The 21,240-nt window shown below is 43.9% G+C and carries 19 protein-coding genes; 12 read left to right on the forward strand and 7 right to left on the reverse strand.

Going from position 1 to position 21,240, the window contains the following annotated elements:
* Window positions 1-450 precede the first annotated feature (450 nt).
* The gene (locus SD427_RS12200; protein WP_320558076.1) at window positions 451-747 is read right to left on the reverse strand and encodes a GNAT family N-acetyltransferase; all 297 of its coding nucleotides are present in this window, start codon (window positions 745-747) and stop codon (window positions 451-453) included.
* A gap of 471 nt (window positions 748-1,218) precedes the next feature.
* On the opposite strand from SD427_RS12200, the gene SD427_RS12205 reads away from it, so the two are divergent.
* The 4 genes from SD427_RS12205 to SD427_RS12220 all read left to right on the forward strand — a co-directional run bounded on the left by SD427_RS12205 (window position 1,219) and on the right by SD427_RS12220 (window position 6,416).
* Window positions 1,219-2,247, forward strand: a complete 1,029-nt coding sequence (locus SD427_RS12205; RefSeq protein ID WP_320558077.1) for a methionine ABC transporter ATP-binding protein — start codon at window positions 1,219-1,221, stop codon at window positions 2,245-2,247.
* Window positions 2,240-2,896, forward strand: coding sequence for a methionine ABC transporter permease MetI (metI, locus tag SD427_RS12210; RefSeq protein ID WP_320558078.1), 657 nt, complete (start codon window positions 2,240-2,242; stop codon window positions 2,894-2,896). The genes SD427_RS12205 and metI overlap by 8 nt, the downstream gene beginning before the upstream one ends.
* Window positions 2,897-3,107: 211 nt before the next feature.
* The gene (metQ, locus tag SD427_RS12215) at window positions 3,108-3,917 is read left to right on the forward strand and encodes a methionine ABC transporter substrate-binding lipoprotein MetQ (RefSeq protein WP_320558079.1); all 810 of its coding nucleotides are present in this window, start codon (window positions 3,108-3,110) and stop codon (window positions 3,915-3,917) included.
* 234 nt (window positions 3,918-4,151) lie between these two features.
* Complete coding sequence (locus SD427_RS12220) at window positions 4,152-6,416, forward strand: glycoside hydrolase family 3 C-terminal domain-containing protein (RefSeq protein ID WP_320558080.1); 2,265 nt, start codon at window positions 4,152-4,154, stop codon at window positions 6,414-6,416.
* A 364-nt stretch (window positions 6,417-6,780) separates the two neighbouring features.
* Here the strand turns inward: SD427_RS12220 and SD427_RS12225 are convergent, their stop codons facing one another.
* Together SD427_RS12225 and SD427_RS12230 are read right to left on the reverse strand one after the other, a co-directional pair.
* Window positions 6,781-7,533 carry a metallophosphoesterase gene (locus SD427_RS12225; protein WP_320558081.1) on the reverse strand — a complete coding sequence of 251 codons (753 nt, stop codon included), beginning with the start codon at window positions 7,531-7,533 and terminating at the stop codon, window positions 6,781-6,783.
* Between the two features lie 163 nt (window positions 7,534-7,696).
* Complete coding sequence (locus tag SD427_RS12230; protein ID WP_320558082.1) at window positions 7,697-9,091, reverse strand: MFS transporter; 1,395 nt, start codon at window positions 9,089-9,091, stop codon at window positions 7,697-7,699.
* Window positions 9,092-9,246: 155 nt separating this feature from the next.
* Between SD427_RS12230 and SD427_RS12235 the strand changes: the two genes are divergently transcribed.
* The 4 genes from SD427_RS12235 to SD427_RS12250 all read left to right on the forward strand — a co-directional run bounded on the left by SD427_RS12235 (window position 9,247) and on the right by SD427_RS12250 (window position 13,010).
* A complete protein-coding gene (locus tag SD427_RS12235) occupies window positions 9,247-9,717 on the forward strand; it encodes an Lrp/AsnC family transcriptional regulator (protein WP_320558083.1) in 471 nt (156 codons plus the stop codon).
* Between the two features lie 111 nt (window positions 9,718-9,828).
* On the forward strand, window positions 9,829-10,416 hold the full coding sequence (locus SD427_RS12240) for a Crp/Fnr family transcriptional regulator (protein WP_320558084.1): 588 nt from the start codon (window positions 9,829-9,831) through the stop codon (window positions 10,414-10,416).
* A 67-nt stretch (window positions 10,417-10,483) separates the two neighbouring features.
* The gene (locus SD427_RS12245; RefSeq protein WP_320558085.1) at window positions 10,484-11,149 is read left to right on the forward strand and encodes a hypothetical protein; all 666 of its coding nucleotides are present in this window, start codon (window positions 10,484-10,486) and stop codon (window positions 11,147-11,149) included.
* A gap of 133 nt (window positions 11,150-11,282) precedes the next feature.
* Window positions 11,283-13,010, forward strand: coding sequence for an FAD/NAD(P)-binding protein (locus SD427_RS12250; protein WP_320558086.1), 1,728 nt, complete (start codon window positions 11,283-11,285; stop codon window positions 13,008-13,010).
* A gap of 266 nt (window positions 13,011-13,276) precedes the next feature.
* On the opposite strand, the gene SD427_RS12255 is transcribed toward SD427_RS12250, so the two are convergent.
* A complete protein-coding gene (locus tag SD427_RS12255) occupies window positions 13,277-14,119 on the reverse strand; it encodes a cyanophycinase (RefSeq protein WP_320558087.1) in 843 nt (280 codons plus the stop codon).
* A 293-nt stretch (window positions 14,120-14,412) separates the two neighbouring features.
* On the opposite strand from SD427_RS12255, the gene SD427_RS12260 reads away from it, so the two are divergent.
* Together SD427_RS12260 and SD427_RS12265 are read left to right on the forward strand one after the other, a co-directional pair.
* Window positions 14,413-15,009: a Crp/Fnr family transcriptional regulator gene (locus SD427_RS12260; protein WP_320558088.1), complete on the forward strand. Its 597-nt coding sequence runs from the start codon at window positions 14,413-14,415 to the stop codon at window positions 15,007-15,009.
* Window positions 15,010-15,111: 102 nt separating this feature from the next.
* The gene (locus tag SD427_RS12265; protein ID WP_320558089.1) at window positions 15,112-15,720 is read left to right on the forward strand and encodes a DNA-3-methyladenine glycosylase; all 609 of its coding nucleotides are present in this window, start codon (window positions 15,112-15,114) and stop codon (window positions 15,718-15,720) included.
* Window positions 15,721-15,773: 53 nt separating this feature from the next.
* Here SD427_RS12265 and SD427_RS12270 read toward each other — a convergent pair whose 3' ends face one another.
* A complete protein-coding gene (locus SD427_RS12270) occupies window positions 15,774-16,346 on the reverse strand; it encodes a CinA family protein (RefSeq protein WP_320558090.1) in 573 nt (190 codons plus the stop codon).
* A 604-nt stretch (window positions 16,347-16,950) separates the two neighbouring features.
* Window positions 16,951-17,568 carry a carboxypeptidase-like regulatory domain-containing protein gene (locus tag SD427_RS12275; RefSeq protein WP_320558091.1) on the reverse strand — a complete coding sequence of 206 codons (618 nt, stop codon included), beginning with the start codon at window positions 17,566-17,568 and terminating at the stop codon, window positions 16,951-16,953.
* A 233-nt stretch (window positions 17,569-17,801) separates the two neighbouring features.
* Here SD427_RS12275 and SD427_RS12280 point away from each other — a divergent pair, with 233 nt between their 5' ends.
* The gene (locus SD427_RS12280) at window positions 17,802-19,802 is read left to right on the forward strand and encodes a sensor histidine kinase (RefSeq protein WP_320558092.1); all 2,001 of its coding nucleotides are present in this window, start codon (window positions 17,802-17,804) and stop codon (window positions 19,800-19,802) included.
* A complete protein-coding gene (locus tag SD427_RS12285; protein WP_320558093.1) occupies window positions 19,795-20,424 on the forward strand; it encodes a response regulator transcription factor in 630 nt (209 codons plus the stop codon). Before SD427_RS12280 ends, SD427_RS12285 begins: the two co-directional genes overlap by 8 nt.
* A gap of 161 nt (window positions 20,425-20,585) precedes the next feature.
* Here SD427_RS12285 and SD427_RS12290 read toward each other — a convergent pair whose 3' ends face one another.
* Entirely contained in the window at window positions 20,586-21,230 is a 645-nt protein-coding gene (locus tag SD427_RS12290; protein WP_320558094.1) for a hypothetical protein, read from the reverse strand.
* Window positions 21,231-21,240: the final 10 nt, after the last annotated feature.

Consider the following 21,240-nt stretch of genomic DNA (forward strand, 5'->3'; position numbering starts at 1 on the left):
CATGGTTGCCGAACTATCTGCTGCCTTTTATGGCGAATAATTCCTTTCGCTGAAGGCAAAGATGTCAAGCAGGATCTGATGGTATATTTTCAGGCCATGCTGCCTGTTGAAACACTGTTCCATCAAATGAGATGGTTCTGATGAAGCATAATATCATCTTCCAGCGTTTTTTTCAAATTCTCTGTCAAACAAACTGTTGGTCTGTAAGTTAACTGCATATTTTTCACTGATCCGATTGACCCCCAGGTTATCCAGCCTGATCCGGATTCCGGCCTGCTGTTCGTGCGAAGGCAAAACAGGGTTATACGCTTAAAATCAAATATCATCGTTGTCATCCTTCAGTCTTAACATTAAATGTTAACTCATCTCATCTCATCTCATCTCATCTCATCTCATCTCATCTCATCTCATCTCATCTCATCTGCTGAATGCCGGATAAAAGTTTTATTATCAGATTGTTTCCTTTAACCAGATGTCATTGTATTCCTCAGGATGGCGCTTGAACTGTCCATGGACATAAGGGCATAACGGGACAATCTTCAGGCTGTTTTCCCTGGCATAATCAACCAGCTGCCCCAGCAATAACCTGGCAAAACCTTTTCCTTCATATTCAGGGCTGACTTCCGTGTGATAGACGGTTAATTTTCCGCCGATGACGGAAATATCCATCTTTCCTGCTTTGTGATCATCTGAGAAAAGCTGGACTTCCCCTTTTACATTTTCTAAAACTACTGCTGTTCTTTCCATTGTTTTGATTTTTAATAAACAGAGTAAAATTAACAACTTTATTAAAACCGTTTCATGATCTATGATATTTTCTGCCTGACATTATAAGGAAACCGGATGCATAAATTAAACGGTAAAATAAAGCCTAAAGTAGGAGAAAATGAAAGATATTTTATATCCGGTAAAATTTATTTCATTGGAAATCATTTACTTGAATATTAAAATTATAGCTAACCAATAAAAAGTCTACTTTTTTAGTGGACTAATTAAATTTATGTCCTATCTTTGCAGTCATAATTAAATAAGGAAATGAAATTGAAATCAAAATTCAGATATCCATCAATGAAGAACAGGAACATCAATCATATGATGATGTATTGCTGTATGCCTTGGTATGTGAATTTTAGTGGCTGACCTTACTTTTATTATGACATATTTTTAAAGGCTTTACCACGTTGTAAAGCCTTTTTTATTTAACAGAATTTTTAAAGCATGATCGAAATAAAGAATATTTCAAAAACTTTTTATCAGAAGAAACAGTCCTTCAAAGCGCTGGATGAGGTAAGCCTCTCGATTGAACAGGGCGATATTGTCGGGATTATCGGGTTCTCAGGAGCAGGGAAAAGCACCCTCATCCGGACAGTAAATCTCCTTGAAAGGCCGGATTCCGGTAAAATTATCATTAACGGAACAGATTTTACCTCGCTAAAAGCCGGACCGCTCGCCCGCGAAAGGAAAAAGATCGGAATGATATTCCAGCACTTCAACCTTCTTTCCTCAAGGACGGTTTTTGAAAATATTGCGCTTCCGCTGGAACTGGATCATGTTGCTAAAACCGAAATCCATAAAAAAGTAAATGAACTGCTTAAAATCGTAGGGCTTGAAGACAAGGCAGGTGATTATCCCAGGAGCCTTTCTGGAGGGCAGAAACAAAGGGTGGCCATTGCCAGGGCACTGGCCAACGATCCTTATCTGCTGCTCTGTGATGAGGCAACCAGCGCACTTGATCCTGCTACCACCCAGTCTATCTTACAATTGCTGAGGGATATTAACCGCAGATCAGGAATTACCATATTACTGATTACGCATGAAATGGATGTCATCAAAGCGGTCTGCAACCATGTGGCCGTAATCGACAAAGGAAAACTTATAGCCAAAGGGACGCTGAACGAGATCATCTCGAACAAAGCGCATCCTGTTATCAACCAACTTTTAAATACCGGAGTTATGACCATACCCCAGGAACTGAATAAAAAAATGCAAAAAGAACCCCAGGCCGGATTGTTCCCGCTGGTGGAAGTTGAGCTTAATGAACATATCTCTGTTGAAGAGCTGCTTTCTGTGGTGCATGACCGGTATAAAATCCCCTATAAGCTCCTGAAAGCGGATGTTGAATACCTCGGTGATTCCAATTTCGGGAAGCTGCTGCTGCAGCTTAAAGGTAATGAAGAGAAAAATCAACAAGCGATTTATTATTTCAACCAGAACAGAATTCAAAATACGGTAAGGGGCTATGCTTAGTGATACAGTGGTTTCCCTTTTGTCAAAGGGAATTTGGGAGACGGTTTTTATGACCCTGGCATCGGGGTTCTTCGGCTTTGTTTTAGGGCTGCCGATCGGGATTTCATTATTTTTAACCAGGAAAGGGCAGTTGCTCGAACATGGTGTGTATAACAGGATCTTATCGGTTTTGGTTAATATTTTCCGCTCGATTCCTTTTATTATTTTAATTGTCTGGATGATCCCTTTTACGAGAAGCCTGATCGGGACATCCATCGGTGTCAATGCCGCCCTGGTTCCGCTGAGCGTCGGAGCTGCGCCTTTTATTGCACGCCTGGTGGAGAACAGTCTGCTGGAAGTCCCGGCAGGCCTTATTGAAACCGCAAGGGCACTGGGAGCCTCTCCTTTTCAGATCATCAGAAAGGTTTTACTGCCGGAAGCCCTGCCTTCGCTGATCAATAATGCGACAATCACGCTGATTACCCTGGTGGGATATTCCGCAATGGGCGGTGCCGTAGGCGCCGGCGGGCTGGGACAGATCGGATACCAGTACGGCTATATCGGCTATGATGCGGTAATTATGAACCTTGTTTTGGGATTGCTGGTGGCCATTGTTTTTATCATCCAGTTTTCGGGTGACCGCCTGGCAAAACATTTTGACCACCGGTAATCAATCCGGCTTCAGCCTGCAGGAACTGTTAAAAGCAGATCTGAAAATATAAATAGAGTGTGAATGTGATTTAGTGTGGTGGACTGAATATTTCAATTCAGCCATCAGCGGTGAAAAGATTAAGCAGAGATGATAAGCTATGATGATGTACAGAATTCCTGATGTTCCTCTCTGCTTTTTCGCCGTTTTCAGAAAAAGAAAATAATGTGTTATGAAAATAAAAATTTTAGGACTGTTAACAGCGGTTTTCTTATCCTTTACCGCCTGCCAGTCATCAAAAAAAGAGGATCCGAATTATATTAAAGTAGGAATCACTTCAGGGCCGGAGCAGGAAATTGCCGAAGTGGCCAAGAAAGTGGCTAAAGAAAAGTACAATCTTGAGGTGGAACTTGTTTCCTTCAATGATTATGTTATCCCCAATGAAGCGCTGAACAACAAGGATATTGATGCCAATGCGTTTCAGCATGTCCCATATTTAAATGAACAGTCCAAACAGAGGGGTTACCAGCTGGCTGTGGTAGGCAATACTTTTGTATACCCGATTGTGGCCTATTCAAAAAAGATCAAAAACATCAGTGAGCTTCAGAACGGCAGTACCATCGTGATCCCGAATGACCCTACCAACGGCGGGCGTTCACTCTTGCTGCTGCAGAAAAACGGATTGCTGAAACTCAAAGACGGCATTGGCCTGCTTCCCAAAGTAACCGATATTGCCGGTAACCCGAAACAGCTGAAGATCCTGGAAATTGAAGCCCCGCAGCTGCCAAGGGTACTGGATGACAAAGAAGTGGTCATTGCCATTATCAATAATAATTTCGCCGCGCAGGCCGGCCTGGACGCGGAAAAGCAGGGAATATTCAAGGAAGACAAGGATTCACCTTATGTGAATGTGGTTGTGTCCAGAAAAGACAACCGGAATGATGAAAAAATAAAAAACTTTGTTAAGGCCTATCAGTCTGATGAAGTCCTGAAAAAAGCCAAGGAAATTTTCAAGGGCGGAGCGGTGAAAGGCTGGAATTAAAAATAAGGACTCAGTTAACATCATGCTACAAAGTAAATATTTTGCATAAAGATTCTGTGATCATATTCAGAGCATCGTTACAACATAGTACAGTTGACGATGCTTTTTACTTTTAACGTGTTATTTGTTCATAAACAACTGGTTAAAAATAACCATTTTCCCTAAATTTACATTTTCTCAATTTGAGATAATAAAAATTTTCCTATTTTTGTCTGAATCAATAAAAAGGCTTTTATGTTAAAGAAAACCGCTGTTGTAAGTTTATTTATGCTTATTTCCGCCTGCTATACGGCTCAGAATACGAATACTTTACCTGCTTACTTAGACGAATCCAAACCTGTGGAACAGAGGGTAAAAGACGCGCTTTCCAGAATGACGCTGGAAGAAAAAGTGGCCATGCTCCATGCACAGTCGAAATTCAGTTCACCGGGTGTCCCGAGACTTGGAATTCCGGAATTCTGGACTACTGACGGCCCTCATGGCGTCCGCCCGGAAGTGATGTGGGACGAATGGGACCAGGCCGGATGGACCAACGACTCCATTATCGCCTACCCTGCCCTCACCGCGTTATCGGCCACCTGGAACAAAAAAATGTCCTGGAACTACGGTAAGGCGCTTGGGGAAGAAGCACGGTATAGAAAAAAAGACATCCTTCTGGGCCCCGGTGTGAATATCTACCGGACACCGTTAAACGGAAGAAACTTTGAATATATGGGCGAAGACCCCTACCTGACTTCAAAAATGGTGGTTCCTTATATCAAAGGCGTGCAGTCCAACGGAGTGGCAACTTCCGTGAAGCACTACGCTTTGAACAACCAGGAAATGTTCCGCCATACCAGCAATGTGGAAGTAGATGACAGGACACTGTACGAAATTTATCTTCCGCCTTTTAAAGCAGCAGTCACTGAAGGGGATTCCTGGACAATCATGGGCGCCTATGACATGTACAAAGGCCAGTATGCCAGCCAGAACCAGTATCTTTTAAATGATATCCTGAAAAAGGAATGGAAATATAAGGGCGTAGTGGTTTCCGACTGGGGTGCGGTAAACAATACGGAACAGGCCATTCATAACGGGCTGGACCTTGAATTCGGGAGCTGGACCAACGGTCTTTCGGCAGGAACCAAAAATGCCTACGACAACTATTACCTGGCCAAACCTTATTTGGATTTAATTAAATCCGGAAAAGTAAGTACCCAAGAGCTTGATGACAAAGTAACGAGACTGCTGAACCTGGCCTATAAAACTACCATGAACAAAAATAAGCCTTTCGGAAACGTGGCTTCCGAAGAGCATAAGGCGGTGGCCAGAGAAATCGGGGAAGAAGGGATTGTGCTGCTGAAAAACCAGGGGAATGTACTCCCGATTGACGCGAACAAAGCTAAAAAGATTGCCGTGATCGGTGAAAATGCCATTAAGATCATGACTGTTGGCGGAGGTTCTTCTTCGTTAAAGGTAAAATATGAAACGCTGCCGCTGGACGGCATCAAAGCCAGATTCGGGAAACAGTCTGATGTACAGTATGCCAGAGGGTATGTGGGCGATATCGGCGGGGAATACAATGGTGTAAAATCCGGACAGGATCTTAAAGATTCCCGGTCCCCGGAAGAACTGCTGAACGAAGCCGTGGAACTGGCAAAGAAATCCGACTATGTGATTTTCGTAGGAGGATTGAATAAATCCGATTTCCAGGACAGCGAAGGCAACGACAGGAAAAGTTACGGGCTGCCTTATAATCAGGATAATGTGATTGCTGCGCTGGCGAAAGCAAATAAAAACCTTACTGTAGTGCTGGTATCCGGAAACGCAGTGGCGATGCCGTGGATCAAAGAGGTCCCTTCGGTTCTTCAGAGCTGGTATTTAGGTTCCGAAGCCGGAAATTCCATCGCTTCGGTATTAGCAGGAGACGCAAACCCTTCAGGAAAACTGCCGTTTACATTCCCTGTGAAGCTGGAAGACAATTCTGCGCACCAGTTGGGTGAATACCCAGGGAATAAGGAGGAATTTGCTGCCGGAAAAGGAAAAGACCAGAAGAACCCGATCAACATCAAATACAATGAAGGCATTCTGGTAGGCTACCGTTGGCATGATACAAAAAAGATCAGGCCTCTGTTCAGTTTCGGACATGGACTGAGCTATACGACTTTTGAGTTCGGAAAAGCCAGAGCCGATAAAACAGCCATTTCCCAAGAGGATACAATTACGTTCACCGTTACGGTTAGAAATACCGGGAAAAGAGCCGGTGCGGAAGTGGCACAGCTTTATATTTCCGACCTGAAATCTTCCGTTCAGCGTCCTGCGAAGGAATTGAAAGGTTTTGAAAAGGTATTTTTAAATCCGGGAGAACAGAAAGAAGTAACCTTTACGGTTGATAAATCCGCTTTAAGCTTTTTTGATACCCAAAAGCACGACTGGGTAGCGGAACCGGGCGATTTTGAAGCCCAGATCGGGAACTCTTCGGATGTGATTAAAACTAAAGTGAAATTCACGCTGAAGTAATTTTACGTATTTATATTTTCTAAAACGCAATGCCCGGATCGATATGATCCGGGCATTTTTTACAGGTCTTTAAACTGATATTCGGTATATCTTTGGCAGTTGCCATAACGCTTTTGTTGTCCAATAAAGCTGTTATCTGTTCTTCTGTAAGTGTAATTTCCTTCGATTTCCAATGAAGATTGGATGGTCTTAATCAGGTTTCTTTTTCGCGGTTCGAATTATAAAGATGAAAAGGAATTCACCTGTTTTATTTTCTCCGAAAAATAAGCGATTGACTTATAACATATTTTGCAATCTGATATGGAGGCTTGTGCATTGATCGTATCATTTGATACAATCAAAGATATATTTCTATCGGATTTCTTTATGATCGGATCTCAACAATCAGTTCTTTTTCATATCCGTTGTACGGATCAACAATATACCCGTGAGGATTGCAGATAACCTCAGTATCTCCCACCCTGTACCGGCACGGCGTATGGATATGCCCGTGAATCCAGTACATGGGCTGATGTTCCAGAATAAAATCCTCGAGATTGGAAACATAAGCGGAGGTCAGCGGATCTTCCTTAAAATACGGCGGACTGGACTGCAGACTCGGTGCATGATGGGTCACCACAATATTCTTCAGGCCTTCTGCCTGTTGCAGGCTTTTCTCCAGCCAGGCCCTTGACACCTGATGGATTTTAAAGGTGTCAATCGACCTCATTCTGGAATAAGAAGGGTCACGCCTGATCTTTTTGTAATCATTCATCCCGTTCTGGCAGACGGACCCGTAATACACTGGATTCCCAAAAATTGAAAAATCCGTCCATAAAGTGGCTCCGTGAAAACGGATGCCTTCAATATCCACAAAATCGTCCTCCAGTACAGAGACATTGGAGCCTTTTGCCGCTTCTTTGATTTTATTTAGCGTCTTAGGATAAGAACCCTTGTAATATTCATGGTTCCCGAGAACATAGATCACCGGCTTATCCTGGATTTTGGTTTTCATCCATTCAATCCCTTTCGTTCCGGTGTTCACATCTCCGGCCAGCACCACAACATCTGCTTTTTCAAAAGACAGTTCGGAAGATCCGAATTCCTGGTGCAGGTCGCTGATAATTTGTATTTTCATGATGGTTTAAAGATGCAAATTAACTATTTTTATGCTGAACCTGTTTAAACTTATTTAAGATGATCTTAATTCGTTCTGATTCTTAAAGTTCACTTCGGAAGAAAATAAGGTTTTCAAAACTTAAATGCTCTTCTATGAAACCATTTTTTTTTTATTTCTTAATCTATCCTGCATACTTATGAACAGCCATTTTCTCTTTTCTGATTTTTATTGTCCTGATGATAAAATATAGCAGTATAAATAAAGCGGTAAGCGCATAACCGACCAGTATAAACAGGCTCAGACTCCCGACGGCTGATTCCGACGGAAAAACCTGGCTCATCAGCGTCATAAAAGACAGCCCGATCCCGGCCCCTAAAAAATAGCTGGTGGAACTTAAACTTGAAGCAACACCATAATCCGGAGCATCCACATCCTGAACCGTAAGTACAGACAGTGCCGTAAAACAGAAGGTCATGCCGATCCCGGAAATGCAGGCCGCACCCAGCAGAACCAAAAGCAAAAGATGCCCGGAATACAGGGAAATCAACAAAGATAATGATCCGGCAATCATAAATGCCCAGCCGAGGATCCCCATCTGTGAAGAATCCAGCCTTCCCGAAATATGCGGCAGTATAAATTTGGCTACCAATGCAGACATGGCACTGAACGGAACCAGCATCAGCCCTGCTGAAGCCGCACTGTAATGCATATCTTTCTGCAGCATCAAGGATATCAGGAATAAAAAACCGATGAAAAATGCACCGAGCATCACAAACGTCAGGTTGGAAACCACCAGCGAAGTGTGCCGGAATAAACGCAGGTCAATCAAAGGATGTACGGCAGTTTTCAAACGGTAAACAACGTAAACCAGCAGTATAACCGCCACAACCAGTGATCCCAATACCATAAAAGGATGTTCTTTGATATGGATGAGCTCATGCGTTCCGTAGGTCAGGCTTAATAATCCCAGAACCAATATAATCCCTGATAACAGATCTGTTTTCTGAGCCGCTTCTTTTTCATCTTCCGGAAGATACCGGTAAGCAAAGATTAACGTCACCAGCAGGACCGGCACATTGATCAGGAACACCCAGTGCCAGCTCAGATAAGTACTGATGATCCCGCCCAGGGAAAGTCCGCTTCCCGAACCGATAGCTGCAAACGAACTGAAAATTCCGATGGCCCGGTTTCTTTCCCGGTCTCCTTTAAAGGTATTGACCACAATAGACATTGCAGAAGGCATAATGAAGGCAGCTCCCAATCCCTGTACAGCCCTGAAAAAAGCAAGCATGGTAAAGTCCGGTGAAAGTCCGGCACCCAGTGATGTCAGCAGGAAAATCAGCGATCCCCACAGGAAAATGGTTTTACGCCCGACCTGATCCGAAAGCTTTCCGCCGATGATCAGGAATCCGCCAAAAAACAGCACATACAAGGTCTGCAGCCACTGTATGGTTTCCGTACCGATGCCGAACTGTTCCTGTATGGAAGGGACGGTCAGGTTAATGATGGCAATATCCAGTGCTTCTACAAATGTGCCTGCCGATGCCAATATTAAAATCAGGTTTTTCCTTTCCATGTTTTGTTTATATTGTTCAATTATGCTGCAAAATTAAAATAAACAGAACATTTATTAAAATTATACACTAAATTTGGAACATATTTACGCTTGATAAATGGTAAAAAGAACAAATGATCTTTCATTTATAATTTAATTCACAAAAAACAGAACAAATGGCAACAGAACAATACGTGCCGGATGAAAAAGACCTTTCGATCCTAAGGATTATGCAGAAAGATGCGAAACTGAGCATCCGGGATATCGCCAACAGGATCAACCTGAGTCCCACCCCGACCCATGAGCGCATCAAACGTATGGAAAAGCTTGGGATCATTAAAGAATATACCGCAGTGGTAGACCGCCGGAAAGTCGATAAAGGAATGATGGTAATCTGTATGATTGCGCTGAATGCACATAACAAGAAAACGGCAGGACGGTTTATTGAAGAGGTAAGCAGACTTAAAGAAGTGGTTGAACTGTACAACATCAGCGGGGACTTTGATTTTATGCTTAAGATCCTTGCACCCGATATGGATGCCTTCCATGAGTTCTTCGTGAACACGTTATCTGAAATTGAAGGGATCGGACAGACGAAAAGTATCTTTGTAATGAACAGTATTAAGGAAAGTGCACAGATCCTTTAAGCCGTTGTATGAATATTATTAATTTTCAGCAGAAGGTCTTAAAATTATTTTGAGGTTCCAATTTGATTCATTTTTAATCTGTTATATGATCATTGATGTAATTTTAAAAATATGGATGCATATAAAAATCCGGAAGTAAAAAGTTTTATTGATTTTGTGAATTCCCTCAGCCCGTTGGAACAGGAAGCTGAAGAGGCGCTGGTTTCCGTACTCCGGCACAAATCCTTTGCCAAAGGCGAGTATCTGCTGGAGGCAGGCAATGTCTGCAGCCGGATTTATTTTATTGAAAGCGGCCTGGCAAAAACCTTTTTTTATACCGGTACCCGCGAATTCATCATGCGCTTTTTTGCTGAAGGCGATATGTTTACGGTTCTTGACACGTTTGTGACACGGAAGCCGTCCGCCTATTCCATTGAAGCCCTTGAACCGACTGAAGCAACTTACCTGAACCATGCGGATCTGGAAAATCTCTGTGCAGAATACCACTCCATGGAAACGTTTTTCAGAAAGCTGGTATCCGTTGCCGCTGTGAATATGATGGACCGGATTGGCGGTACCCTGGAAGAAAAAGCACAAGTGGCTTACCATAAATTCCTGCGTGAGTACGGAAAGCTGTTACAGCGGATCAGCCTGGCAGACCTGGCTTCTTATCTGGGGATTACCCAAGTCTCACTGAGCCGTATCCGGGGCATCAAGTAGCCGTTTTTATCATTTGATAAATGCCGGGCCGGACAGGCGGTGTACCTTTCGGGTACATTCAACCGCTATGAAAAATACACTTTCTACCCATCAGAAAATAAGCCTTCTGACAGCCTGCCTTTTTACTGGTGTTGCCCCGGTGATGGGCTATTTGTCCATAGGCCTTGCGCCTGTTATCATTGTAGGAGGCTCCGCGCTTACCGGACTGATCTGCTGGTATTTCACGTACTTGCGGAAGCCTGTGGAACCCGAGATCATCCTTCCCCTGTTTATCCTTACGGTAGCCGGCTTACAGATCCACATTGTTGAAGAATACCTGATGGGTTTTGCACCGGCCATGAGCCGCCTGTTCGGCATCCCGTGGAGTGAACGGAGTTTCCTGATGGTCTTTGCACTCATCGGTCCCGTTATCTATACGCTCACCTCACTCGGCCTCTATTATAAAATTCCACTCGCGGGATTTGTAGCTTGGTTCATCTTCATCGGTCCCGGCGTTGCAGAATTTACCCACTTCATCTTCCCTCTGATTTCGCCCGAACTGCTTCCGTATGACCCTCACACGCTCACCGCTGACATCAGCGGCACGCCTATACCGGACATGCCCAATTTTTATTTCAGAACCACCGGGCATTATTATTTTCCGGGCCTATGGACGGCCATCCTGCCGATGATTCCCGGCTGCACCGCTATTTACCGTTTGATGATTAAGAGACAGCGGAAGATTATAAATTAATATTAATTCAAACCTCTGCATCCATCCCTGTTTCTCTGGTAACAGGCATTACAAGCCATGCAGTTTCTTTTTTTATGATTTAAAACACAAAAGGAATGTATTTTGAATAGCAGAAACTACATATCCTTATCACATGGAAAATAATTACGAAAGTATTGCCTTAATAGGCGGAGGGCCTGCCGCGCTTTTTGCCTTTAAACACATAGTAACACAGGACATTAAGCCTGAAACCATCCATATATTTGAAAAAAGCGACCGGCTCGGTGCCGGAATGCCGTACAGCAGATCCGGTGCCGGCCATGAACATGTGGCCAATGTTTCCGCGAATGAACTGCCGGAACTTTATGAGGATTTTGTTACTTACATCAGCAAACACAACAGCGGCGATTTCCCGGAATTTGTTAAAAACGGGACGGTTAACGAATATGAAGTAATCCCGAGGCTGCTGCTGGGAAATTACCTGGAAGCCCAGTTTAAAAATTATATTCATCTTGCGCGGAAATCCGGGATCGATGTGCATGTCCACACGGAAACTCCTGTTCTGGATATTGTTAAGAAAGAAAATGAAGAGGCTTTTACGGTAATCACGGAGCAGCATTCTTCCGAAGTGTCTGTTACCGTTATCTGTATAGGGCATATCTGGCCGGTAACGCATGAACGGAAACAGCCCGGATGGTATGATTCCCCCTACCCGCCTTCTAAGTTTAATGAGGTGACCAACTATCCGGTAGCAATACGGGGAACTTCATTGACGGCCATTGATGCCGTGAAGACCCTGGCCCGCAGGAACGGAACTTTTATCCCGGAAGGAAAAGGCCTGAAATACCGTCTTAATGATACAAGCCCGGAGTTTTCCATCAGCCTGTTTTCACTGCGGGGCTTCTTGCCGGCGCTCAGGTTTCATTCCGAAGATGATGCGTATTCGGAAGACTGGATCATGTCATTGGAAGATATTTACGAATATAAAAAATCCCACGGCGGTTTTGTAGACCTGGATTATGTCTATGACCTGCATTTTAAGCAGCCGCTTAAGAAAAAAAATCCTGGGTTTCACGAAGAGATCAAGGATCTGAGTATTGAAGATTTTGTAGACAAGATGCTGAAGATCCGGGATGAGCTGGACAGCTTCGAACTTTTCAAGGCAGAATATGCGGAAGCTGAAAAATCAATCCGGAGGCATCAGTCGGTGGCCTGGAAGGAGACCTTATCGGCATTCAGTTATGCGGTTAATTACCCGGCCAAGCATTTTTCCGCAGAAGATATGCTGAGGTTACGCAAAAGCCTCCTGCCGTTGATCTCCGTAATCATCGCTTCCCTGCCGCAGTCCTCTTACCGGGAAGTGATCGCACTGTATGATGCCGGACTGATCCGCCTCGTGAGCGTGGGCGAAGACAGCCATATTGAGCCCCACCGAGAATCCGGTGCTGTTTACCACTATGAAGACAGCGAAGGCCGGCAAAAATCCGAACATTACCGGATGTACATCGACGCCATCGGCCAGCAGCCGGTTCAGTTTAATGATGTGCCTTTTGAAGGGCTTAAGCAGAACGGTCAGATCAGCACAGGATACCTGAAGTTCAAAGACCTCAGCAGTGCGGAAGCAGCGTATGAAGAAGACCGGAAGAATATCATGAAGACGGATGCGGACCAGTATTATTTAAGAGTAAAAGGGCTGAATATCAACGACCATTTCCAGGCACTGGATATTTACGGAAAAACCATCACGGATCTGTTCATTATGGCCGTACCTTATATTGCAGGACTGAACCCGGACTATTCGGGGCTTGATTTCTGTGACACGGCAGCCAAAAGGATTGCCGAAACTTTAACTGATCTCAGACAGGTGAAAGATGTTGGATAATTCAGGAAACAATGACTGATTGCTATTTTAACGCAGAAAATCCATCAGATTATTGATTGCTTATTTCAATACCTTGCTTCAATTAACTATTGAGATACTTTAGAGATTTAAAGTGGTTTTTGGATTCAGCAACTTAAATATACACAGATAATATTTTGAATATCATCTTTTTATTAATAATTGTATGGTTTATAGATAAGTATAAGTATAAGTATACAGACAGAAATCTGAAAAGTGTACCCTGAAAAACCCAGGGTACACTTTTTTTAATGGTAACCGCCGTCCGGCGCACCTTCTTCATCCTGCCTCAGATCAAAGCTGCAGCCATCGGTATAAAGATGGACGACCAGGTTTTCTGCAAATACGGGATCGCCTTTTTCTACCCTTTCGATGTTGGTACGGCTGATGTTTTTCGGATCTATAATAACCGTCATCCCGGAACCTTTGCAGGTAGCCCTGTGCCCGTTTTCAATAAGAAGCGCAGTATCTTCCCCAAGCCCGATTCCCACGCAGTCCTGACGGATGATTACTGCATGGGACAGCCTTCCGAACCTTCCGCGGTGTATGAAATGGGTGTCTACAATGCAACGGGGCAGCAGGTTCAGTCCGAGTCCGAGTTTAATGTCGCCTTTCAGCATTGCTTCCCCTTCTTCTCCTTCATCAATGATAATTTCGGGCATGCACATGGCCCCCGCACTGGTCCCGGCAATAAGAAAATCTTCTTCATTCTGATACTTTTCTATGAGCAGTTTATTGGCCTGCGTATCTTTCAGCGCTTTGCAGAGGGTGTTCTGATCACCGCCCGTAAAGAAGATCACGCCTGCATTTTTCAGCCTGTCGAGATCTTCATCAGCCTGCTCCGGTAAAATATGCATAAAGCCGAAATTGGTATACCCTATTTCGTCAAATGTTTTCTGGTAGGTATCACGCATGCTTTCGGGTTCGGAACTTGCCGTGGTAATAACTTCAATGCGCCTGTTATTATCGGAGGTCAGAAGCTTAAGGATTTCATGAGAAATAAATTCACTGTTCTTCTCCTCCATTTTCACATCGGTACCATCCCGGTCTTCGTGACCTCCAATAATTAATAATTTACCTTTCGGATTCATATACCATATTTATTTTAGTGATGTTAATGCTTTTGTTAATGGGCTTTTGTTACCTTTTTCCTACTCAAAAATAATAAAGAAAATCAACAATAAAGTTGAGGCAAATCAATTCTCAGAAAAAAGAAACATAATTCCTTCTATAAATACTGACTTACGAATCTTGATTGATCATTATACTCCATAAAAACAGACAGCAGATTATGACACGGATCATAAGAGCCTGTTTTTAATATCAGTAATTTTAAATGCGGTTATAATAATCATCCTTTAAATATTTAAACTATTTATTATCTATGCTGATTTCAGAAGAACTATTAGAGTCGTACGGTGCAGAAACGGAAACCTTACATCCCGGAGATGTTATTTTTAATGAAGGCGATACCCCCAGACAGTACTATCAGATTAAAGAAGGCAGGATAAAACTGAATCATTTTGATGAAGACGGCAGAGAGCTGATCCTGGCTGTACTGCATGCCGGACTGAGCGTATGTGAACTTATGCTGTTCATTGACAAGACCTACCCCGTGAATGCCGTAGCCATGAAGCCCACTGAAATCATAAAGCTTCCTACCGGTAATTTTACCAGGCTGCTGGATGAAAACCCGGATATATCAAAGGATATCAACAGGTTCCTGTCAGAAAGGCTGTACTTTAAGTTCATTATGCTTCAGAACAATACCTCCCTGCGTCCTGAAGTGAGGATTAAAGGCGCGCTGGATTACCATAGAAGCTTCAGTCATAATCCGGGCCCGTTTTCCTTTGAAGTACCGTTCACCCGGCAGCAGCTCGCCTCTATCACGGGTCTCAGGGTAGAAACCGTTGTCAGGACCGTAAAAAAACTGGAACAGGAAAACTACCTTAAAATTATAGACCGGAAAATATATGTCTGAGAAAGTATCCCCGTTAAACCCGGTTTAAAAGCTTTATATCTGATCTTATTTTTTCACTTTTAAAAAAACATGCCTCTAAGCTGCTGATATTATATCAAAACAATGAAAAAACTGGAAGCTTCCTATTATCAGAATCCGGATGTGGAATTTCTCGCCCGGGATCTTCTGGGAAAAATACTTTTTACGCAAAAGGACGGTGAGGAAACGGCAGGTATCATTGTGGAAACCGAAGCCTATCTCGGTATTGAAGATCAGGCTTCGCACGCTTTCGGGGGCCGCCGTACACCACGCACGGAACCTATGTACCGGCAGGGCGGGATTGCGTATGTCTACCTCTGCTATGGCATACACCACCTTTTTAATATCGTTGTTTCCGGCGAAGATGAACCTTCCTGTGTACTGGTCAGGGCAGTTGAACCGTTCGCCGGCCAAGAAACCATTGAAGCCCGAAGGCAGATGCCTGTCAGTAAAATAACAATAACTTCAGGCCCTGCCTCCACAGCAAAAGCATTGGGAATTGACCTGGCATTTAACCGGAAAGATCTTACAGGAGATGAAATCTGGATAGAGGATGCAGGTGTACGCTACAGGCCTGATGAAATAGCTGCCGTACCGCGTATCGGGGTTGCCTATGCCCGGGAAGATGCGGTTTTACCCTTACGGTTTTATATTAAAAACAACAGGTACGTAAGTAAACCTCAACGGACCTGACAGACATATATTAACAATATGGACTGTTTTGGCCGTTAGCTGTTGATGTCATTTTATGTGTTCTCGTGATGCTGCCTGTCCAGTTCCAGTTTCAGGCATCCCAGGATAAATTCGCTGTAATAAAGCTGCGCATTGGGCGATTTGGTTCTCGTATGAAGGTCCAGCCTCTCAGACAGGAGGATTTTTCCGTTGCGGGCAATGGCAAAGTAAGCATACAGTTTCCCATCAGACTCATCCATCGGCGTGGCATATCCCGTTACGCCTATAGACCAGTCTGACTTAAACAGTCCGGCAACATTTAAGGCCATGGTTTCTGCAATACCGGGAGATACACAGTTGCAGCCCGAGGCTTCCCCGTCATCCACATGCAGCAGGGATACCTTCCCTTCCTGGGTATACGCCGTCATGCCGCCTTTGTAAAACTGTGAGGCATCTTTCATCTGGGAAAAGGAAAACTGCAGGAACCCGGAGGTAACGCTTTCCGCCACCGAAACGGTTTCGCCGGAAGCCTGCAGCCGACTGCCGATATATGCGAACAGGTTTTCCAGTTCCAGTATAAAATTAATAAGGGATCTGACGGAAGTGGGGTCAGTACTCATACTGATCCCTGAATGTTTTAAAATCATTGATTTGCTTTTATTATTATTGCTGAAATAAATAAAGTGAAATAAGACTGGCCCGTTCAGAAATACCTTCAGGATTTTCATTTCCTGTTACGGCCCGGATGATCCGGTTACTTTGAACTTTAAAGGCCATCCTGTTATTCAGCATTACCGAATTTAATAAATATAAAAGCTTATTTTTATGATTTCAGTCAACGGACGGATAGAAATCAGGCCAAGGCAGCAAAAGCCCGGTATGGCAAGACCTGTTTTTTAAAGCATGAACAAATACAATAGGCTTATCAATGATTAGTTTTTACATTGCCGGAGGACAGTTTCAGGGAATGTCTCATTGAATAAAAAGATCATGATATTATTATAGGGATCCCTTTATTTTGGACATACGGTTGTTATTAATAATCAGTATCCTTCCTATTTCCGGCAGGATATCAGACAATTCAATGATAATTATATATCCTCCCACAGACCGGACAGATTTGGTGAAAAAAGAAAAATCTATATGATAAGATGGTGCCGGTCTGCAGGAGCAATATAAAAAATGATAATTTGCGTTTTAAGGCTTGTGAGAGGGAGTCAGTATGTTCTATATACTGAAATGAGTTTATGTTTAATGAAGCCTTACCTTCACCACTTCCCCGTTTTCCTTTACTTCCACAAATTCTTCGATCCGGTCTTCATGGCCCACTGAATACTGCTTCTGCTGGTAATAATTGGTCTGCCCGCCATAGTTATTGTACCCCGTTCCGGTATATTCATTGTAATAGCCGTATTTTGTATAGCCCAGAAAACCCTGTAAAAAATATTTACCCGGCTTCATCTCCGGAAATGTAAATTCGCCGTTGCTGTTGGTAATTGCTTCCAGCCTGTAGCGGTATGCTGCATTGGAAAGATAGACATACCGTCTTCTCCTTGTATTTTCTTTTTCTTTCCGGAGTTCAAACCATTCATTAAAATAAGGCGTTACGGGCAGCAGCACAACTTTAATCTGGTTGGCATAAATGCGCTGTCCCGCTTTGAATCCAAAATTGTTCTTCGGTTTTGTAAAAGCCACTCCTTTTATGGTAGCTGTCCCTTTTGCCAGCATTTTTTTTGCCATAAGGGAGTCAAAGGTAATCTTAGGATAATAAATCTCTTTCTTATCCTTTTTTTCCGGCTCTTTATACTGTGCTGCCATCGGCGTACAGGCAGCTGCAATAAGGCATACTGCAGGAAACAATTTTTTCATAAGCATAAAACTACTGTAATTGATGTTAATGTTAGTGTTAGTGATTGATGTATACAAAGCTAGGACAAGTCTTTCCGGCACGAAATACCGGTTTTTAAGTCTTTTTTTCTACTGGTTTTCCAGTAGTTTTCGGGCGGATTTTAGCCAAAATGATGGGTCATGAAGATTTTTGGCGGATATTTACAGAGAATTTGATTCTGTCTTCCGAACAGCAGGATCAGGAGTGATGATCAATGAAACATTTTTTAGTATTTATCTTTTTATGGTGCCCGCTGTGTTTTTTCACCCAACAGCAGATACCGCTTGATGAGAACCGGTATGTTGACAGCCTTCAGCGCATTCTTACATCAAGAAGGGCAGACAGCGCAAAGGCCAATGCCAGCTTTTTACTGACTGACTACTGGAAATTCAGGGATACAGCAAAAAGCAGATCTTATCTGGCTGCCGGAAAAAAACTGGGAGAAAAATACCCGTATTACAAAGCGTTGTCCTATTTTTATGAAGGGCAGTACCATTACAACGGCGACCGGAAAAAAGCTTCGGCCGCCTTCAGAAAAGCAATCGGGGCACTGAGCCGCTTTAAAGACCGGAAAGGCTACGAAAAACTTTCAGCTGCCTGGTTTAATTATGCCCTGATGAATAAAGATGATGAAGGCTATGATTTCATTATGAAGATTACCCTGGAAAAGGCAGTCCCGAATGCTGAAAAAGCACGCAACCCTGTGCTGAAAGCACATTACTATACACAACTTTCCACCATTCTGATGAACAATTCCCGGTTTGACAAAGCCACTGCCTATAACCTGAAAGCGGTTGATATCCTGGAAAAGGCTGCCCCTAAATCCAGCACCATGCTGTTCGCCTATTTAAGCGGGGTCAGCATTTACTGCTACAGCAATGAGCCCAAAAAAGCCCGGATTTTCCTGCAAAAGGCAAAGCATATTTTAAAACCGTTTCCGGAATCGTTAAACAATACGCTGTACTATTACAATGAGACATTGTATTACACAACCAGCGGGCAGCTGGAGGAGGCGCTGGCAAGTGCCGGTAAAGGGGCTGTACTTGCAGGGAAATACCACCAGCAGCAGCTGTACCAACTGCTGCTGTTCCGCCAGTATGATATCTACGGCAGGCAGAAGGCATATGAAAAGGCCCGGCAGCTATTGCTCAGGATCATTAGGGAAAAAACCCTGACTAAGGACATCAATGACAGGGCGGTTATCTATGGTGAGCTGGCCAAAACCAGCGAGCAGATGAAGGATTACAAAGAAGCCTACCATTGGCTGAGCAGGTACCGTTCGGTAAACGACAGCATCAACAGCAGCCAGACCCAGCTGAAGATCAGCGAGCTGGAAACGAAATACAGAACCGTGCAGAATCAGCAGAAAATTGCTGCGCTGCAGGCACAGAACAGGCAGGCTGCCCTGAATGCCAGGAATGACCGCCTGTACAGCTGGTTTCTGGGCCTTGGGTGCATTTTTCTTATGGCGGTGCTCTGCTTTGCTTTTCTCAATGCACGCAGCAACCGGAAACTGGCTCTGCAGAAAGAAATCAATTACAGGCAGCAGCTGGCTGAAATGGAACAGAAGCAGCAGCTGAAAGTAGCGAAAGCCATGCTGGACGGTGAAGAACTTGAACGTGAACGGGTAGCGCGCGACCTCCACGACGGCCTGGGCGGGATGCTGTCCGGCGTGAAGATCAACCTTTCCGGCTGGGCCACTTCCCGTCCTGATGTCCTGCATGACAAGGATTTCCAGAGAACTGTAGACCAGCTGGATGGTTCGGTTACGGAACTCCGGCGTATTGCCCGCAATATGGTGCCGGATACACTGATGAAATTCGGGCTTGAAACGGCTTTAAAGGACCTCTGTGAATTCCATATGCGGGAAGAACTGCAGATTTCCTGTGAATCATTCAACCTGCAAGAAGATATTCCCCTGAATGTACAGCTGAATATCTACAGGATCATTCAGGAACTGATTTCCAATTCAGTCCGCCATTCACACGCCACAAATATCCTGATGCAGTGCAGCCAGAATGCCTCCACTGTTTTCATTACTTTTGAAGATGACGGGTGCGGCTTTGATCCCGCGCTGTCCGGTAAACGGAAAGGAATGGGGCTGGATAATCTCCGGAACCGCATCGCTTACCTTCAGGGCCAGTTTGAACTGATATCTGCACCCGGTGAAGGGACAACCGTCAATGTTGAACTTAATACCACTACCAATGAATAAACTGCGCACGCTTATCGTGGATGACCATCCTATTGTAACGGAAGGGCTTAAGAACCTTCTTACGCATGAACCCAATATAGAAATTACAGAAGTATTTTATAACGGCCGTGATGTATTATCCTATATGAAAGACCACATTGCAGACTTGGTTCTGCTGGATATTACCCTGCCGGATATCAATGGTATGGATTTGTGTAAAATGATTAAGCAACAATCTGTAGAGACTATTATCCTGGTCTTCAGCAACCATACGGAAAGAAGCATCATTCTGCAGAGCATACGTAACGGTGCCAGCGGCTACCTGCTGAAAAACAGTACGCTTGCCGAATTGAGGGACTGCATTGCCGAAGCTTTAAAAGGAAACATCTGCTACAGCCGTGAAGTGGCAGAAATCATAAGCCGCCCGTCTAAAAACGGGTCTGACCATATTCCGAAAATTACCAGGAGGGAACGCCAGATCCTTTCTTTGCTTTCGGAAGGAAAAACCAGCCAGGTAATCGGGCAGGAACTTTTCCTGAGCCCGCTTACGGTAGATACGCACCGCAGAAACCTGATACAGAAATTCGGGGTGAAAAATGTGGCAGAACTGATGATGGCTGCCAGCCAGCATAAAATCTTATAGGCTAAAACAATAATCAGTCTTAGCCGTATTCCTGATGAGAATAAAAGAACAGACAGAAACGTCCATTCGTATTTTATCCAGCTAAAGCAGTCTCTTAATAAAAATAAGAAGCATCAGGCCCGTCGGGCCTGATGCTTCTTATTTTTATTTGATATAACAAATTAAGGCAGAACGGGTGCAGGTGCAGATCCGGTGCCGGAAGTATCGCCGTTCATATTGTAGGTTATCGGCGTGTTTACCGTAGTCAGCATATCTCTCCTATAGGCACTGATGCTCAGCCGCATTTCGGCATTTTGGTCAAATACACGTCCGTTGTTGGGTGTAAATTTAATTCTCCACGTTCCGTTTTCCACAAAAGACCTTGCAGAATACTGAGGGATATAATTACCGGTATCATCAGGGCGGGTAATATTGATATTGGAATCGTTATTGATTCCCCTGATGATGAATCCGCCGATGATCACATAGTATTTATCCGCCGGAATCCCGGTATCGAAATTGGTAATCCCGGCTGTACTGATGTTATTGATAAAGTATACCACACTGTTGATTGCACTGTAGAAAGCCGTAGCAGGAACATACCGTTTGATGGTACTGTCACTGTTGTCCCTTACCAGGAAATAAGAATCTGAGGCATTGCCTGTATAGTTGCCCGGGTTTTCAAAATACAGGTCTCCGTTCAGTTTCATATTACCGTTGACTTCGAGGGTATGGGTTGGGGCATTGGTACCGATACCTACCCCGTTGATCTGTGCATTTAAAAGAGCAGAACCGAAAATAACGGCTGCCGTTAAAATATTTTTCATAGGTAAGTTT

Source organism: Chryseobacterium sp. JJR-5R (assembly GCF_034047335.1).
In the GTDB taxonomy this organism is placed as follows: Bacteria; Bacteroidota; Bacteroidia; order Flavobacteriales; family Weeksellaceae; genus Chryseobacterium.

What these genes read in the sequence shown, in the direction of transcription:
- SD427_RS12200 (WP_320558076.1), bottom strand. Translation starts at nt 747, where the DNA reads ATGGAAAGAACAGCAGTAGTTTTAGAAAATGTAAAAGGGGAAGTCCAG.
- SD427_RS12205 (WP_320558077.1), top strand. Translation starts at nt 1,219, where the DNA reads ATGATCGAAATAAAGAATATTTCAAAAACTTTTTATCAGAAGAAACAG.
- metI (WP_320558078.1), top strand. Translation starts at nt 2,240, where the DNA reads ATGCTTAGTGATACAGTGGTTTCCCTTTTGTCAAAGGGAATTTGGGAG.
- metQ (WP_320558079.1), top strand. Translation starts at nt 3,108, where the DNA reads ATGAAAATAAAAATTTTAGGACTGTTAACAGCGGTTTTCTTATCCTTT.
- SD427_RS12220 (WP_320558080.1), top strand. Translation starts at nt 4,152, where the DNA reads ATGTTAAAGAAAACCGCTGTTGTAAGTTTATTTATGCTTATTTCCGCC.
- SD427_RS12225 (WP_320558081.1), bottom strand. Translation starts at nt 7,533, where the DNA reads ATGAAAATACAAATTATCAGCGACCTGCACCAGGAATTCGGATCTTCC.
- SD427_RS12230 (WP_320558082.1), bottom strand. Translation starts at nt 9,091, where the DNA reads ATGGAAAGGAAAAACCTGATTTTAATATTGGCATCGGCAGGCACATTT.
- SD427_RS12235 (WP_320558083.1), top strand. Translation starts at nt 9,247, where the DNA reads ATGGCAACAGAACAATACGTGCCGGATGAAAAAGACCTTTCGATCCTA.
- SD427_RS12240 (WP_320558084.1), top strand. Translation starts at nt 9,829, where the DNA reads ATGGATGCATATAAAAATCCGGAAGTAAAAAGTTTTATTGATTTTGTG.
- SD427_RS12245 (WP_320558085.1), top strand. Translation starts at nt 10,484, where the DNA reads ATGAAAAATACACTTTCTACCCATCAGAAAATAAGCCTTCTGACAGCC.
- SD427_RS12250 (WP_320558086.1), top strand. Translation starts at nt 11,283, where the DNA reads ATGGAAAATAATTACGAAAGTATTGCCTTAATAGGCGGAGGGCCTGCC.
- SD427_RS12255 (WP_320558087.1), bottom strand. Translation starts at nt 14,119, where the DNA reads ATGAATCCGAAAGGTAAATTATTAATTATTGGAGGTCACGAAGACCGG.
- SD427_RS12260 (WP_320558088.1), top strand. Translation starts at nt 14,413, where the DNA reads ATGCTGATTTCAGAAGAACTATTAGAGTCGTACGGTGCAGAAACGGAA.
- SD427_RS12265 (WP_320558089.1), top strand. Translation starts at nt 15,112, where the DNA reads ATGAAAAAACTGGAAGCTTCCTATTATCAGAATCCGGATGTGGAATTT.
- SD427_RS12270 (WP_320558090.1), bottom strand. Translation starts at nt 16,346, where the DNA reads ATGATTTTAAAACATTCAGGGATCAGTATGAGTACTGACCCCACTTCC.
- SD427_RS12275 (WP_320558091.1), bottom strand. Translation starts at nt 17,568, where the DNA reads ATGAAAAAATTGTTTCCTGCAGTATGCCTTATTGCAGCTGCCTGTACG.
- SD427_RS12280 (WP_320558092.1), top strand. Translation starts at nt 17,802, where the DNA reads ATGAAACATTTTTTAGTATTTATCTTTTTATGGTGCCCGCTGTGTTTT.
- SD427_RS12285 (WP_320558093.1), top strand. Translation starts at nt 19,795, where the DNA reads ATGAATAAACTGCGCACGCTTATCGTGGATGACCATCCTATTGTAACG.
- SD427_RS12290 (WP_320558094.1), bottom strand. Translation starts at nt 21,230, where the DNA reads ATGAAAAATATTTTAACGGCAGCCGTTATTTTCGGTTCTGCTCTTTTA.